Origin of the sequence: Streptomyces sp. NPDC060028 (genome assembly GCF_042736725.1) — a bacterium.
Lineage (GTDB): Bacteria > Actinomycetota > Actinomycetes > Streptomycetales > Streptomycetaceae > Streptomyces.
Genome location: NZ_JBHWVJ010000037.1, coordinates 1 through 14,582, shown reverse-complemented (window position 1 = coordinate 14,582; position 14,582 = coordinate 1). Strand labels below are relative to the sequence as shown.

Here is a 14,582-nt window from a genome sequence, read left to right as displayed (position 1 = left end):
ATGTTCTGGCACCGGGTCAACCCGAGCTCGGGAGGGCGGAGAGCAGGGCCGCGGCGGCGCTGTCGAAAGGCGCGATGCTGCCCGCTGCGCGACACAGGATGTGGGCGCCTTCGAGTGTGACGATCATGAGGGTGGCCAGATCGGCGGCCTGGGATGGACTCATTCCGGCGTGGGTGAGTTTTCCGGTGAGCTCGCCGACCCATCCGGTGAACGCTTCGGCTGCGACGGTGCGCAGGCTGCTCTGGTCGGCAATGGCCGCACCGCCGTCGATGGTGACCGCCGCGATTGCGCAGCCGCCGCCCCCGGCGGATGCCTGCACCACGGGGCGGACGTTGCCAAGGAACGCCTCCACGACTTCGCGTGGCGTGCGGGCCGGCAGTTCGTGCAGGTGACCGCGGACGTCCTCCGCGTTGCGGCGGGCGGCTTCGAGCGCGAGTTGCTGTTTGCCGCCCGGGAAGTGGTGATAGATCGCCCCGCGCGCGGCCCCGCTCTCGGCCAGGACGTCGGTGAAGGACATCGTGGCCAGGCCGTGGCGTTGCAGCAGCCCGATCGCTGCGCTGATCATGCGCGACTTCGTGTCCGCGGCCATCGCATCCCCCTTGACTAGTACGGCCATCCTACTCCATGCTCACATTACTAGGACGCACGTACTAGTGGCGTGGGCCGGACAGGCCCCGAAACCGGAGGTTCGTGATGCGCAAGACTTTTCTCTACACCGAAATCCAGGCGGCAGTGCCGTTCGAGCAGTTCGACTGGCACCAGATCAATGCGGCGCTGAAGACCGCGCCAGGCCTGATCCGCAAGACCTGGCTGTCCGGCATCGGAACGCACACCGTCGGTGGCTTCTACGAGTTCGACAGCACCGAGAACGCCCTGGCCTTCGCTCAGGGCCCCTTCGCCGAAGAAGCCCGCCGGGCCGGAGCCCCGGCAACGACACGACTGTTCGACGGCGACATCGTCAAAGACGCCAGTATCGACCTGAACTCGCCCTACTACGCCTGACACCGCAGGTCGCCGCCGAGTCAGGTCTGGACACCGCCTCGCTCCACTGCCGGGGCGAGGCGGCCTCAACGGAAAGTCATCTCAATGCACATCACGCGGCACCCCGAGAACAGCGTGAGCTGGATCGACCTCGGCACCCCCGACATGGAGGCGACGAGGGCGTTCTACACCGCGCTGTTCGGCTGGACCGTCGCCCAACCGGACGCCAACGGCTACCGGCTCTGCACGCTGCGCGGACATCTCGTCGCCGCCCTGGGGCCGGCCGAGGACGCCGGCGCACCCTACTGGACGATCAACATTACCGTGTCGGACATCCAAGCCACCGCCACCCGCTTCACGAACCTGGGCGCCCAGATCATCGTGCCACCCACGCGGGTCGGGACGCTCGGCCACGCCGCCGTCACACTCGACCCCGTCGGCGCACCCGTATCACTCTGGCAGCCCGGCACCCATGCCGGCGTGCAGCTGGCCCACGAACCGGGCACCTTCGCCGGCATCAGCCTTCTCACCGACCACTTCGCGCATGCCGCCGCCTTCTACCGACCAGCGCTGCACTGGAACTCCAACTCCGAGCACACCGAGTTCCGGTTGCCGGACAACTCCATCGCCGCCACCAGCCCCCCGCCAGGGAAACCAACGGTGCAGCGATCACTCTGGCTGGTCAGTTTCGCCAGCAACAGACCCGATGCCGACGCCAAGCAAGCCCGACAGCTCGGTGCGACCGAAGTTCGCCAGGACTCCAACGGAGACGTGGTCTTGCGCGATCCCACCGGCGCTCTCTTCGGCCTTACCCAACACCGAGATGTAACCGGAAGAAGAAGGGCTCCAGAGGCAGAGGTGGTCGGTCCGTGAGCCACGACGCCGACTTCTACAAGGAGAGGAACACCGTCGAGCGCCTGATCAACAAGCTCAGGGCCTGGCGAGGCATCGCCACCCGATACGACAAGACCCCAGCCAGCTACCCTGCCGGCCTCCACTTGCGCTCCTCGATGATCTGGCTCAAAGACCGCACCCGGACCACCCAATAACCACGACTCATACGCGCCCTAGGCGCGTGCTGCCTCCACCGCGGAGGCAGGTTCGCGGCCGGGCGTGGTGTCGTACCGGCCGATGGCATCGGATGCCCGCGGCTCGACGCGGACGATCATTTCCTCCGCTCGGCGGCGCCCGGGACACTGTCGTCGAGCCAGCCCGGTCGCGCGGGCGGCCCCGGCAGATCGGGATCGGGATCAGTCCACTCGTTTCCCCAGGCGGCCAAGGCTACGAGCACCGGCACCAAGGCGCGCCCCCTGTCGGTGAGGAGGTACTCGAAGCGGGCGGGTTTGAGGCTGTACTGCGTGCGCCCAAGGACGCCCGCGGCGGTCAACTCAGCCAGCCGTCGGGCAAGCGTGTTCTCGCTCATCTGCAACCGATCGCGGAATTCGTCGAACCGGCAGGCTCCGCCGAGGGCTTCACGCACCACCAGGAGCGCCCATCGTTCGCCGACCACGTCCAGGGCTCGGGCGGCGGGGCAGTTGTCGGGGGCGAGGGACGAACGCATGTCGTCAGCCTAGCGGCTTCCATGATGGAAGTGAATGGGTAGTATCCCCAGTGGCTTCCACAGTGGAAGTTGTTGGGGGAGAGGCGCTTCGAGATGCAGAGACTTCGTCAGGTCGGTATCGAGGTTGCCCGTGGGGTGTTCCGTTTCGGAGACGGCCATGTCAACTGGTACGTCGTCGAGCAGGAGGGTGCGCTGACCGTCGTGGACGGCGGCATGCCCGGTCACTGGCCCGCGCTGATGGACTGGCTGAAGGAGCGGGGGCAAGGTCTGGACGCGGTCCGGGCAATCGTGCTCACCCACGGACACGCCGATCACCTGGGCATCATCCGCCGGCTTTCCGACGCCACCGGCCGGCCGGTGCACGTACACCCCGACGACGAGGCTCAGGCCAAAGGCGCCGGACTGCACATGCCGCCCCGGCGCATTCGGCAAAACGTGTGGAAACCTCACGTCTTTGCCCTCACCGTGCGCTGGGGGCGCGCGGGTCTGTTCGCCGTGCCACCGATCCTGAATGCCGAGTCCTACACCGACGGGCAGCGCCTGGACATACCGGGATCGCCTCGGGTGATCCACACGCCCGGCCATAGCCCGGGCAGCAGCTGCTTGCTGCTCGCCGACCGCGATGTCCTGATCACGGGAGACGCCCTGGTGACCCTTGACGTCGTCACCGGCCGCCGCGCCGTCGGGATCATGCCCGGCACCCTCAACGACGACCCCGCACAGGCATTGGACAGCCTGACGTCCCTGGCCGCAATTACAGCCACGACACTGCTGCCCGGTCACGGCGAGCCCTACTCGGACGGCGTACCGACCGCGCTCGCGGCGGCCCGTCGACACGGCATCGACTGGAGGACGCCGACGGCAGACGCCCACGGCCACGCCCATTGACCGCAGCCCTCCTATCGAGCCCTCCGATGGACCACGAATCACCATCGCAACCACATGAAGGTCGACATATCCCCTCCGAGCGGGCGAATCCGCAGATTGATCGCAACCGGATACGTGTCCTAGTACTGCAACGTGCGCGGAAGCACGCCGGTACTACGACCGCAAACAAGCCGAGGGCAAGAGGCACTCCCAAGCAGTCCTGGCGCCAGCCCGGCGACGAGTTAACGTCCTGTGGGCACTTCTGCGAGACCAGCGGCACTACGAACTCACGCCACCGGTAGCAACCGCAATCGCCCAGTAGGGCTTCTCGGCGATCGCAAACCTGATCGACCAAAGCCGACTTCTCAGGGAGGATCCCATCAGCATTGACCCATGACGCTGAGGAGATCTCTGTGATCGCACAAGGAGTGCAGGTCACAGGCCGGTGCAGTGCCTGCGGAGGTACGACGACCTGCGATGTCGGTCAGTTCTTCGACCGCGGCATGCTCTGTTGGGGCACCGAAGGGCGATGCGTGGACTGCCCGAATGGGTGGTGCGAGGAAGACAGCGGCCCCGTCACGCCCGAGAACATTCGACAGGTTCTGCTGCAAGCGCACGGGCCAGTGCGGCTTCGCCTGTCTGGAGCCGTGCCGAGCCTTGTTCCCGTGCTGCAGGCTCTCCGCAGTGCACGGGAACTTTCCCTGGGCGAAGCACGAGCTCAGGCGACGGAACTCGCCGACACCGGTCTCATCGGCACGCTCGTCGAGATGGAGGTCCTGGCGGTTCACCTTCGGAGAGGAGCTATCGCGGCGAGCGTTGAACCAGCGGCGTAGTTCCGTCTGGACAGCACCCGCGCGGCTTGACAATGGCATTGAGAAGTCTCGTACGCGGTGTCGCGGAGGTCCTCGGTGTGTGCGGTCGGGCCGCCGGGCAGGTGGCGGCTGCGGTGGACCTGGGAGCGGCCGGCCAAGGTGACGGTCATCGTGATCGCCTCGGCCGCCTGCCGTCGAGTCCGCAACCGGTCCCCGAGCTCGACCGCCAGCGACAGCAGCGCGGCACGGCTGCCTCGGGGGACAGGGTGTCGGTGGCGAACCGCCGCTGCCCGGCCGTGCTGTGCGGCAGCTCCGTCGGCACCACCACCCTGCGGTCGACGCCGCGGGCCACCTCGCGCAGTTGCCGGCCCGCCCGCCCTCCGAGTACCCGCTGCACGGTCGCCTCCGGCAGCTGGACCATTCACCAGTCAAGTGAGGTGTCGGATCCGAGGCTGTCGGGTTCCAAGAGTTCGGATCGTGGCGATACGAGCCCGTCGGCAGCGGGGCTGTAGCCCCCTGTTTGTCTGTGGGCCGCGCCGCTGCGGACGAGAACAGCAGTGAATGGCCTACCGGTTCCTCCGCTCCGTCGATAACCTGGCCGCTGCCTGTGATCGATTGCGCAACACAGACGTCCAGAATCGGGGGATCATGGATGTGAGGGTGCTCGCGGACGGCCAGGACGCGGCCGATCAGCTCCGGTCGTTACAGGAGTGGCTGGTCGGCGTCGAGGAACTGCGGGGCCGGGTCACGGCCGAGGAGGCGCCTCCGCCGCCCGGCAAGCTGGGGCCGGTGCTTGAGACAGTGGTCGTGGCCTTGGGCCCTGGCGGCGCCGTGACCGCGTTCTCCGTCGCGGTCCTCGCCTGGCTGCGGACGCGCCGTGGCGACGTGCGGATCAAACTGACCCTTCCGGGGCGTCGTTCGCTGGAGCTGACTGCCCGGCGCGTCTCCGGTCTGGACGCCGAAGCGCTGCGTCGGCAGGTGGCCGACATGGTGGACGCCTTGGCCAAGGAAGGCGCGGAGGGCGAGGCCGAGGCGATCACGGAGATCGCTGAGGGCGGGAACGGCGGCGAGGCAGGCGGAACCGGTCGGCGCGAGCTCCGGTGACCAGCCTGTCCGGACCCGGTGTACGGGTCCTGCTCATCGCTACGTCCACCCATCACGGTCCGCACCTGCCCTCCGTCCCCTCGGTGGCGCGCACGTTCGAGGACCTGCGGACGGTGTTCACCGAACGGTGCGGGGTACGACCGGACCGGCTGCGCCTGCTGCTCGATCCACCCGACGCGCGGTCCATGGCAGAGGCAGTCACGGAGGAGGCGCAGCGGGCGGACACCGTCCTGCTGGTCTATTTCGTCGGGCATGGTCTGCTGGGCCCGGGCGGGGAGCTCCATCTCGCGGCCAGTGGGACCGATCGGCTCACGCCCGGCATGGCGGGGTACCAGGCGCTGTCGTTCACGGCGTTGCGGCAGGCCCTCGAAGTCAGCCGGGCTTCATCGGTCGTCCTCGTCCTCGACTGCTGCTTCTCGGGGCGTGTCTCACTCGGTACCTCCGCATCCGTTCCGGCGCTGGCCGTGGAGCCCACGCACGGCGTGTACTTCATCGGGTCCGCCGAGCAGCTCGCCGACGCGCCCTCCGACGCCGTGCACACTGCGTTCTCCGGCGCGCTGATCGACGTACTGACGACAGGAGACTTTCGGGGGCCGCACCCACTGACACTGGACGCGGTCTACGACGCGGTCTTCCAGAACCTGCGCGATCAGCAACGGCCCTGGCCCCGGCGGCAGGCGGGGGACCGTTCAGGGCGTCTCGTCATCGCCCCGAACCCGGCGCGGCGAGCCGTCGAGGCCCCGGCGCAGGAGCCGCCGGCCCCCGGCCGCTGCCCCTACCCCGGGCTGGAAGCGTTCAGGGTGGAGGACGCCGACGTCTTCTTCGGGCGCGACCGGATGACCGAGCGCGTTCTCGCCGCTCTTGGGTCCCGCGCCGAGTCAACCGACCGGCCGGCACTGCTGGTCCTGGTGGGTGCGTCGGGCTCCGGTAAGAGCTCGCTGCTCAACGCCGGTCTGCTGGCGGGCTTACGGGACGGCGGCCTGCCGGGATCCGCTGGCTGGCCGTGCGTTCGGTTCACCCCCGGTACGAGCCCGCTGCGGCGCCTCGCCGTGCAACTGGGCGCAGTCGCACCCGGCGGCTTCGCCGCCCTGGGCGCCCGCGGCCCGGCAGACGCAGCCGACCTCCTGCGGGCAGAGCCGGGCCTCGTGGCCGACTGGATCGCAGGGCAGAGCGGCGAGGTGCAGACGGACGACCCGCCCGCGCGGCAGCTGGTCGTCCTGATCGACCAGTTGGAGGAGCTGTTCACGCTCTGCCCGGCCGAAGAGGAACGCTCTGCCTTTCTCCAGGCGTTGACCGTTCTCGCTGCTCCGGTGGGTGGGGTCCCGCCACGGACCCTGGTGGTACTGGCACTGCGGGCGGACTTTTACGGGCAGGCCGTCACCCACCCCGAGCTGCGGGCCGCCCTGGACGGCGGCCAGCTCCTGGTCGAGCCGATGACCTCTGCCGAACTGCGCGCCACGATCGAAGAACCGGCCGCGGCCTCGGGCCTGTTGCTCGACGACGGCCTCGCCGACGTCATCCTGCACGAGTTCGGTGCCGCAGCCCACGACCGCCCCGAGGCCGGAGCCCTGCCTCTGCTGTCCCATGTGCTGTGGGCGACCTGGGAGAAGCGGGCGGGAACGCACCTCACCGTCGCGGGATACCGCGCGGCCGGTGGCATCTCCCAGGCGATCGCCGAGACCGCCGAACGGGAGTACACCGCACTCGACGAGGCGGGCCGCAAGGCCGTCCGCCGGATGCTGCCCCGCCTGGTCCGGGTGGGTACGGACACCACTGACACGGCCCGGCCCGCCGACCGCTCGGAACTGCTGCACGGCCTGCCCGACACGCAGGCGGCCCAGCGGGCGATCGACACGTTCACCACGAAGGCCCGCCTGCTCACAGCCGACCAGGACACGGTACGGATCAGCCACGAGGCGCTGCTGCGCGCCTGGCCCAGGCTGCGGGAATGGATCGACGCCGACCGCGACTGGCTGCGCACCGGCCAGCAACTCGCCGACGACGCCCAGGCATGGGAGCGGGCCGGGCGCGACTCCTCGTTGCTGTACCGGGGGAATCGGCTGGCCGCCGTCCGGGAAAGGGCCGCGAACGCTCCGACCACAGCCGCCGGTCTCCCTCCGGGACCCGCCGCGTTCATGGAGGCGTCGTGGCGACAGGAACGCCGGGGCGCGCGACGCCGCAAGGCCGCCGTCGCCTTCGTCACCGTCCTCGCCCTGCTCGCCTCGCTGGGCCTGGCGGGCGCCGTGATGTTCCAGCGGCAGGCGTCGCGAGCGCAGGAGCGTGACCTCGCCCGGTACCTCGCATCCGAAGCCGAGAGCCTCCGCAGGGACCAGCCCGGCTTGGCCAAACAGCTCAGCCTGCTCGCCTACCGGATCGACGCGGGGAGCGGACGCGGTGCGCTCTCCAACAGTCAGCGCACCCCGGGCGTGATCAACGACGGTGAATCGGCGAACGTCCTCGCGTTCAGCGCCGACGGCCGTGCCCTCGCGATCGCGACCGACAACGGAATCGTTCTGCGCGGGGCGAGCGGCCCCGATGCCGGACGGATCGATGTGGGCCGTCCCGGGCCCATGGCTTTCGACCGTAGCGGTGGGCTGCTTGCAGCGCTCACGTACCCCTTCGACCGTCCGAAGTCCCTCGCCGCGACACTACGGCTGTGGAACGTCACCGATCTCGCGCATCCGGTGCAGATCGTGGAGCTGTCGGTAGGCGAGGCCGGAACCGCACTGTCCATGAGCGCGGACGGACGCACGGCCTTCACGGGGTCGTACACCGGTGAGGTCCACCGCTGGGACCTCGGCAACAGGTCGGCCCCGAAGGAACTGCCCGCACTGACCGGCCACGCCGACAGGATCGACTCGCTGGCCGCGGCATCGACGGGTGATCTCCTGGCCAGCGTGAGCATCGACGGGAAGGTGCTGTTGTGGGACGTCAGGGACCCTTCGCGCCCCGCCCGTCTGTCCGAACTCCGCACGGCCGACCCCACGAAACAGGCGATCCTCCCCTCGAGTCTGCTGCACCGGGCGGACTTCGATGCCTCCGGGCGGAACCTCGCCGTACCTGCGGCATCCGACCCGATGAGCGGCGTGGCCCTGTGGAACCTCGACGAGCCTCGAACCCCCCGGCTGGTCGCGGCGGGTGACCCCAACCCCGACGCGCAGAAGGGCAAATGCAACGCGGAAGGCGTGCAGTGGCTCTCGTTCTCCCCCGACGGCCGCCAGATCGTGACGAAATGCGGCAGCCAGTGGCAGGCCTGGCTGACCGGCACGCCTCCCGGCGTCGGCACCGGGATCCTGACGGTCGGCGCGAGCGCGTCCAGCTCGCCCGGAGCCGTCGCCATCGATCCCGGCCACTCCGACCGGTTGCTGGACGCCGGCTTCGAGAGCATCCGCGTCTGGAACCTCTCCACCGTGCCCGAGCTGGGAGCCATAGCGTTCCTGCCCGGGCGCCGCAGCGCCGGAGCGGATCTCGTCTACCGGTCGGCAGGGCCGAAACGGCTTCTCGCGGTGAACAACCTGGGCTCGAACGCTCTGTGGGACGTCACGACCCCGGAGAGCCCCGGACTGTTGTCCCGGAGACCGGCCCCTGTGCCCTACCGCGGCGTGGCCATCGCGCTCAGCCCGGACGGAGCCCTGGTCGCCGCCACCGAGGCAGACGGCGGCGCTGAGGCCGGCCGCCTTCAGCTGAGGAGCACCTCGGACCAGGACGGTCCGCCGCTGACGGTCTTCGGCCTGGACGGGGGAGTGGACGCACTGGCCTTCAGCCCCACCCGCCCGCTCCTCGCCGTGTCCGCCCGCGGCGGGAAACAGGAAGGACAGTCGCGTCCGGGTATCCGTATCTACGACGTGTCCAACCCGCGGGAGCCTCGGGAGACGGGCCGCATCGAAGGAGATTTGAGCGAGATCGCCTTCTCGTCGGACGGGCAGGCGCTCACCGCGATCATGGGCTTCAGCGACGACGAGCGGGAGGGAGGGTACAAGATGGGAATCACCCGGCGGCTGCAGTCCTGGGACGTGACCGACCCGGCCCACCCGGTTGCGCTCTGGACGCGTCCGCTGCCGGCGAGCGGACTGGGCTCTCACTTCGCCTACAGGCCGGACGACTCGCTCCTCGCGGTCCACCACAGCGGGCTGCTGCGGCTGTGGCGGGTCGAGCGCCACCAGCTCATCGGCGACCCGGTCACCGTCAATGTCGGCTCCGAGACCGGGCCGCTGGCCTTCAGCCCCGATGGCACCCGTCTCGCTCTGACCGGAACCGTCAAGCTCGGTCTGTCGTCCGAAACGCGTCCCGAGCTCTGGAACCTGACCGATCCCGTTGCACCGGTACGGGAGTCCACGCTGCCGGGTGAGGAGTACGGGAGCACCCAAGCGCTCGCCTTCAGCCCGGACGGCAAGACCCTCGCCGTCCAGACGCAATGGGGTGTGGAACTCTGGGACACCGATCCGGAGCGAATCATTCCAAGCCTCTGCGCCACAGTGGGTGACCCGATCACCCGCCAGCAGTGGAAGCGCTATCTGCCGGACCGGCCCTACGAGCCGCCCTGCAGCACCCGGCCGTGAGCCGGAGGACTGCAAGCCACTCTCATCCTGCCCGCCCCCTCCGCATAAACCGCCCCACCCCGGTCAACGGACCGCGGAAGGTTCGGGAGGTCAACTCAGCGCTGTCCCCTCGCGGGCTGCACCGAATCGGGCGGCCCACGAGCGCAGATCAGGCAGGTTGACCCGCCCCAGCGACGGGCGGTGAGCGGCGTGACACCGCTTGGTCCTCAGCCCCGACTCTTGAGCACCTCGTTCTCGATCGAAAGTTCGGTGACGGCCCGGCTGAGGAAGGCTGTCCGGCTGCGCTCGGCGGCCAGGTCCTCCTGGCCCGTGAGTGATGGGTGGGTTTCCGCTGGTGGGCGTGAACTGGGTCTGAGGGGTAGGGGCAGCCTTGTCGCTCATGGTGCGGGTGCCCGGGTTCTCCCCGCCGCTGCCGACCGGTACGCTCCCGCCCGTGAACGATCTTCGGGTGGGAGCGTCCGTAGTTGCGGGCGGATTGGTCTTCGGCACACTCACCGTCATGGGCGGCTGGTGGGCTCTCAACGGCGGGATCTACGGCTGCACCACCGCAGACGCGGCACTGCAGGACCCGATGGCCGCCCAGGTCCGGACGCTCGGAACCCCGCAAGGAGCACAGGCCGACGACGGGTCATACTCCGGCTGCGACGACGACGACCGCTTCGCGTACTTCGGCCAGGGGTACACCGAGCCCGCCCGCCGAGAGGACGTCGTCGCCTACTACAGGGCGGCCGCCGCCCGCAACGGCTGGCTGCCGGCACCGCCCGAGCCGGACGAGCCCGCCTGGCGCCACGACCCTGCCGGCGAACGGATCGGCCTCTGCTTCACCAAGCAGATCGACGGCGCCACCTCCCATCTCGCCGTGTCCTGGGCATTCGACGGGGAGCAGGGCTACACGGTGGAGGCCCGGGCGAGCCGGAGCGGCGGCTCCTGGTGTCTGTGAGCCCGGCCCCGGGCGACGGCGGTGGTTTGCCCGCCGGGTGTCCGCCCACCTCATGCCGAACAGCCAGGACCGTGCTCGAAAGGTCGTGCTGCTCAGTCACAGCCGGAGACGCGTGTGTGTGACTGAGCGCTTTTGCTGGCCCCTGGGTGTCCTGCCTGAGTGCCGGAGGCGGCTGGGTCGTCGGCGATGCAAGAGGGGCACGAACGTGGTGGCTAGGGCGATCGGTAGGCTCCGTGTCATGGCCAGTGCATTCGGATTCGTCTGCTCATACGGTGGTGCGTGTCGCCCTGAATGGGAGATCGCCGCGGTACCGGCGTCCTCCCGCGAGAGGCAGAAGCAGTGACGGCGGACACCCGCGTACCACTGATCCCTCAGGCGCCTGAAGGCCTGAGCCGACGAGCTCGGTACTTCGTCGAGGGACACGGGCTGCGTGTTCCCCGCCGCGACCTCACGCTCTGTCGGGAGGTATGGCTCGAACACGGAATACCACCTGCGGAGATCGACCGGGCCGTGGCCTTCCAGGAGCGCTGGGGCGGCATCGCTCTGCCCCCTGCCCCCGAATACGAGGGCGGCCCGCGGGTTCTGGAAGCCGATGTGCCCGAAGGCTCGGCCGCGGACGGATGGCGTTTCCCGGCCGGCGGCTGTCGCGTCTCCATGGCCCACGGGTTCATGATCGGGCCGGGAGGCGAGTTCGGGATCGACGCTGACCGCTGGACACCGCTGCACGCCAGCACAGAGGGGTGGGTGCCTGGCTCTGGCCGACCATGCGGGTTACTGGGCCAGGACCATCACGAAGATCAAGGGTGGCGCCGTCGAGGAGCTGGACCTCGACGGATTTGAGCCGGTACCTGAAGTTCAGGGACTCGCTGACACCTGGTGGCGGGGCAAGGACTCACTGATCGCCATCTACCGCGGCGAAGCCTTGGGCTTTGACGTCCGCCACTGCCTCAGGGCCCATATCTACGGCGGACTCGATGCATGGGGCCTGGGTGGGACATGACTTCCGAAGGCCGGGCTTTTCGGTCCCGCCCCCACGCTGAGCGCTCTACTCGGCCGTAGGGGCCAAGTAGAGGCTCAGTCACACGAGGTGTCGTGGGTGGCTGCTCGCGGCGTCTGATTGGCAGATGGGTGCGTACGCGTTGGGTCGGCTCTGCGCCGTCTTTCGGGCGCCTGGTGGCTGAGTTCCGAATGTCGCTTGAGGTGCCTGGTTGACTACGCTCCGCAACGCGTGCGGTTCTCCGCGATGGGGAGCCGTGCGCGTTGGCTGCTGTCTCTCGTAGAAGGAGTTGCTCATGACTGACCTTCCCCCTTGCGGGTCCACACGATCTGTGGAGCGGCAACCTCGACCGCTGTGTTCATCGGCCCCATCAAGGCCGCGGCCCCTCGCCAGATCCGGTCCTGGAAGGAGTTCGGCGAGGGCGCAGGCGGCTCTGATTCCTACCTGGCCGACGCCGTGCATGGCTGGTTCGAGAACGGCGGCGGTGCATACTGGGTCGCCGGTACGGGCTCAGCCGGCCAGCTCGCGGGGTACGAGGACGCACTGGCCTTCCTCGACACCGAAGTGAACATCGTGATGACCCCGGACCTGTGGGAGGCCCAGGACGACGGCGCCGTGATCGCCAAGACGGTCGCCCGGCACTGCGCGAACGTCCAGACCCGGATGGCTCTCCTGCACACCTCTAAGGAGGCCGAACCGGCCGAGGTCCCCGAACTGCTCGGCTTGGACGAGGAGGAGGCGCAGTTCGCCACGATCTACTACCCGTGGAGCGTGCCCAGCGCCGACGGCGGTGACATGAAGGACGCCGCCCTCGGGACACATTGCTGGGATCTGGGCGCGGACTGACGCCGCGCGAGGCGTCCACAAGGCGCCCGGGAACGAGGTCCTCCGCGGTGCTGCGGGTCTTTCACACCACCTCACCGACGCCGAACAGGGTCCCCTGAACAATGTTGGCGTGAACTGCCTTCGGGCCATCCCCGGCCAGGGCCTCGTTGTTCGGGGCGCCCGCACCCTTTCCCGAGACCAGGATTGGAAGTACCTGCACGTCCGGCGCCTGGCCAGCTACCTGCAAGCCTCGATCACCCAAAGCACCCACTGGGCGGTCTTCGAACCGAACGACGAGAAGCTTTGGGCCAGCGTGCGCCAGAGCGTCACCTCGTTCCTCACGGACCAGTGGCGCCGGGGCGCACTCGTCGGCAAGACGGCGGAGGAAGCCTTCTACGTGATCTGCGACGACAGCAACAACCCCGCTGACGACACCGCAGAGGGCAGGCTCGTCATCGACGTCGGCTACGCCCCGGCCCGGCCCGGCCCGCAGAGTTCAAGGAGATCCGGATCACCCAGCAGATCGCTGACCAGTAAAGTCCCCAGCCCGTTGCCCCAGTGCACACCAGCAGGGCCAGCCACACCGTGAGCGGCCCTGCTGGTGTGCTGCTTCAGAGACCACGGAGCTGGCCGAAGAGGCCTTAGACCGTTGCCGGGGCCATCGCCTGGGGAAGTTGACCGCGTCCGGCCGCCTGGGCTGGCCAAGTACAACGCTCAGACCACGGCCTGGTGAGCGGACTCCGACGGCTTGGTGGAGGTCTGTGCCCCGACGCAGAACGCGGTCGAACCGGCGGAGCGGATCGGGGTGCGCATCGAGCTGGCGCACCGTGAGGCGTACACCGCCCTGACGAAGCGACATGAGGGCTACTCGGCGATGGCTGCCGCCCACGACGCTGTCGGTGCGTGGCTCGCCGAGCACGGGTACGCCCGCGGTGCCTCCAACCGGGAGGTGTACTACCCGAACTGGGCCACCGCCGAGCCGGGCGAGCATGTGGCGGAGGTGTACCGTTTCGCCCGCGCTCGGGCGCGTAGGCATCTCCCTCTGAGCTGCTGGCTAGCCAGACGACCCATCCGTACGGCTTCGCCTGTGCTGTGCCCGGGGCGTTCTGGTGGGAGTGGCTGTTGAGCGGAGGCTTGACGCCGGCGGTGCGGCGCGGTGCCATGCGTGGGGAGAGGGGGTGCGCGGTGGCCGACGAGGATCGCGACGCCGAGGGCCGGGGAGGTGCGGGGGACGGTGATCGGCTGGATCGTCCACGGGGCCAGGACCGTCCGGGAGCCGGGGACAAGTTCTGGCTGGCGGTGCTCGTGCTGATCGTGGCGGTTCTCTTCCCGGCAGGCCTCCTGTCCGGGATGGGCACGGACACCGGGCCCGTGAATCAGGACGGGTATACCGGCTGGCACTGAGTGATATGCGACGTGTGAGTTGCAGCGGACGGCGACAGTCCGTTGCACTGGGCGTGAGTTGGATCGTTCCTGGTGGCGGGGGCTGGGTGGTGTGAGGTCGGTGTCGTTTGTTGGTGAAGGCGGGTGTCGTTTTCCGCTGAAGGTCGGTTGTCGCTCGTGTAGGCGCACCCCGGGGCCGCTCGGCGTCCGTTGTGTCGTGCGGTCCGGGGACACCGTCTACGCCGTGCGGTGCGATGACGTGGGCGCCCGCATGGAAGGCCACGGGACCGGGGTACGCGCCCGACTGATCACGTACGACCCGGACGGGTACCGCTCGAAGCTCACCGCCTGGAAAGACGCCACCCCGGTGAGCGCGGCCCTGACCAAGGCATCCATGGTCGGCTGGACGTGGAAGGGCGGGAAGAAGTTCGCCCACGGCACATCGTGCAGGGGGAGCCGTGCGCGGTATCCACCGATAGCTGGTCCCTGCGGCAAGAACCGCTGACCGCCGCAGCAGTGCGGGCCGCCACCCTTACCGGGTGGCGGGCCGCAC

Annotated in this window: 14 protein-coding genes and 3 pseudogenes; 14 read left to right on the top strand and 3 right to left on the bottom strand. The window is 69.1% G+C overall.

The features are described from left to right. Positions 1 to 16 precede the first annotated feature (16 nt). Positions 17 to 589, bottom strand: coding sequence for a TetR/AcrR family transcriptional regulator (locus tag ACFWBF_RS19785; protein ID WP_385603211.1), 573 nt, complete (start codon positions 587 to 589; stop codon positions 17 to 19). A gap of 104 nt (positions 590 to 693) precedes the next feature. Here ACFWBF_RS19785 and ACFWBF_RS19780 point away from each other — a divergent pair, with 104 nt between their 5' ends. From ACFWBF_RS19780 to ACFWBF_RS19770, 3 genes are all read left to right on the top strand, one after another. Continuing rightward, positions 694 to 1,002 (top strand): hypothetical protein, encoded by a 309-nt coding sequence (locus ACFWBF_RS19780; protein WP_385603208.1) that lies wholly within the window; start codon positions 694 to 696, stop codon positions 1,000 to 1,002. A gap of 84 nt (positions 1,003 to 1,086) precedes the next feature. After that, positions 1,087 to 1,854: a VOC family protein gene (locus tag ACFWBF_RS19775; protein WP_385603205.1), complete on the top strand. Its 768-nt coding sequence runs from the start codon at positions 1,087 to 1,089 to the stop codon at positions 1,852 to 1,854. After that, positions 1,851 to 2,030, top strand: coding sequence for a hypothetical protein (locus ACFWBF_RS19770; protein ID WP_385603203.1), 180 nt, complete (start codon positions 1,851 to 1,853; stop codon positions 2,028 to 2,030). The genes ACFWBF_RS19775 and ACFWBF_RS19770 overlap by 4 nt, the downstream gene beginning before the upstream one ends. Positions 2,031 to 2,146: 116 nt before the next feature. Here the strand turns inward: ACFWBF_RS19770 and ACFWBF_RS19765 are convergent, their stop codons facing one another. Beyond that, on the bottom strand, positions 2,147 to 2,542 hold the full coding sequence (locus ACFWBF_RS19765; protein WP_385603200.1) for a winged helix-turn-helix transcriptional regulator: 396 nt from the start codon (positions 2,540 to 2,542) through the stop codon (positions 2,147 to 2,149). A gap of 93 nt (positions 2,543 to 2,635) precedes the next feature. On the opposite strand from ACFWBF_RS19765, the gene ACFWBF_RS19760 reads away from it, so the two are divergent. Together ACFWBF_RS19760 and ACFWBF_RS19755 are read left to right on the top strand one after the other, a co-directional pair. Then, on the top strand, positions 2,636 to 3,430 hold the full coding sequence (locus ACFWBF_RS19760) for an MBL fold metallo-hydrolase (protein ID WP_385603197.1): 795 nt from the start codon (positions 2,636 to 2,638) through the stop codon (positions 3,428 to 3,430). 121 nt (positions 3,431 to 3,551) lie between these two features. Beyond that, a pseudogene (locus ACFWBF_RS19755) lies at positions 3,552 to 3,731 on the top strand (IS110 family transposase); the annotation flags it as partial. 462 nt (positions 3,732 to 4,193) lie between these two features. Here ACFWBF_RS19755 and ACFWBF_RS19750 read toward each other — a convergent pair. After that, positions 4,194 to 4,646 (bottom strand): hypothetical protein, encoded by a 453-nt coding sequence (locus tag ACFWBF_RS19750; RefSeq protein WP_385603194.1) that lies wholly within the window; start codon positions 4,644 to 4,646, stop codon positions 4,194 to 4,196. 136 nt (positions 4,647 to 4,782) lie between these two features. Between ACFWBF_RS19750 and ACFWBF_RS19745 the strand changes: the two genes are divergently transcribed. The 9 genes and pseudogenes from ACFWBF_RS19745 (at position 4,783) to ACFWBF_RS19705 (ending at position 14,534) form a co-directional block, all read left to right on the top strand. Beyond that, positions 4,783 to 5,325, top strand: coding sequence for a hypothetical protein (locus ACFWBF_RS19745; protein WP_385603191.1), 543 nt, complete (start codon positions 4,783 to 4,785; stop codon positions 5,323 to 5,325). Then, on the top strand, positions 5,322 to 9,884 hold the full coding sequence (locus tag ACFWBF_RS19740) for a hypothetical protein (RefSeq protein ID WP_385603188.1): 4,563 nt from the start codon (positions 5,322 to 5,324) through the stop codon (positions 9,882 to 9,884). The genes ACFWBF_RS19745 and ACFWBF_RS19740 overlap by 4 nt, the downstream gene beginning before the upstream one ends. A gap of 433 nt (positions 9,885 to 10,317) precedes the next feature. Then, the gene (locus ACFWBF_RS19735) at positions 10,318 to 10,824 is read left to right on the top strand and encodes a hypothetical protein (protein WP_385603185.1); all 507 of its coding nucleotides are present in this window, start codon (positions 10,318 to 10,320) and stop codon (positions 10,822 to 10,824) included. Between the two features lie 291 nt (positions 10,825 to 11,115). Then, positions 11,116 to 11,824 (top strand): annotated as a pseudogene (locus ACFWBF_RS19730) (hypothetical protein). 351 nt (positions 11,825 to 12,175) lie between these two features. Further along, on the top strand, positions 12,176 to 12,667 hold the full coding sequence (locus ACFWBF_RS19725; protein ID WP_385603183.1) for a hypothetical protein: 492 nt from the start codon (positions 12,176 to 12,178) through the stop codon (positions 12,665 to 12,667). Next, a pseudogene (locus ACFWBF_RS19720) lies at positions 12,642 to 12,776 on the top strand (hypothetical protein); the annotation flags it as partial. The gene ACFWBF_RS19725 and the pseudogene ACFWBF_RS19720, both read left to right, overlap by 26 nt. Continuing rightward, positions 12,777 to 13,235, top strand: a complete 459-nt coding sequence (locus ACFWBF_RS19715; protein WP_385603180.1) for a phage tail sheath C-terminal domain-containing protein — start codon at positions 12,777 to 12,779, stop codon at positions 13,233 to 13,235. A gap of 596 nt (positions 13,236 to 13,831) precedes the next feature. Continuing rightward, the gene (locus ACFWBF_RS19710; RefSeq protein WP_385603177.1) at positions 13,832 to 14,050 is read left to right on the top strand and encodes a hypothetical protein; all 219 of its coding nucleotides are present in this window, start codon (positions 13,832 to 13,834) and stop codon (positions 14,048 to 14,050) included. A gap of 196 nt (positions 14,051 to 14,246) precedes the next feature. Next, entirely contained in the window at positions 14,247 to 14,534 is a 288-nt protein-coding gene (locus ACFWBF_RS19705; protein ID WP_385603174.1) for a hypothetical protein, read from the top strand. The last annotated feature ends 48 nt before the right edge of the window (positions 14,535 to 14,582 follow it).

Excerpts from the sequence above, each read along its gene's own strand:
- ACFWBF_RS19785 (WP_385603211.1), bottom strand. The coding sequence starts at position 589 with ATGGCCGCGGACACGAAGTCGCGCATGATCAGCGCAGCGATCGGGCTG.
- ACFWBF_RS19780 (WP_385603208.1), top strand. The coding sequence starts at position 694 with ATGCGCAAGACTTTTCTCTACACCGAAATCCAGGCGGCAGTGCCGTTC.
- ACFWBF_RS19775 (WP_385603205.1), top strand. The coding sequence starts at position 1,087 with ATGCACATCACGCGGCACCCCGAGAACAGCGTGAGCTGGATCGACCTC.
- ACFWBF_RS19765 (WP_385603200.1), bottom strand. The coding sequence starts at position 2,542 with ATGCGTTCGTCCCTCGCCCCCGACAACTGCCCCGCCGCCCGAGCCCTG.
- ACFWBF_RS19760 (WP_385603197.1), top strand. The coding sequence starts at position 2,636 with ATGCAGAGACTTCGTCAGGTCGGTATCGAGGTTGCCCGTGGGGTGTTC.
- ACFWBF_RS19745 (WP_385603191.1), top strand. The coding sequence starts at position 4,783 with ATGGCCTACCGGTTCCTCCGCTCCGTCGATAACCTGGCCGCTGCCTGT.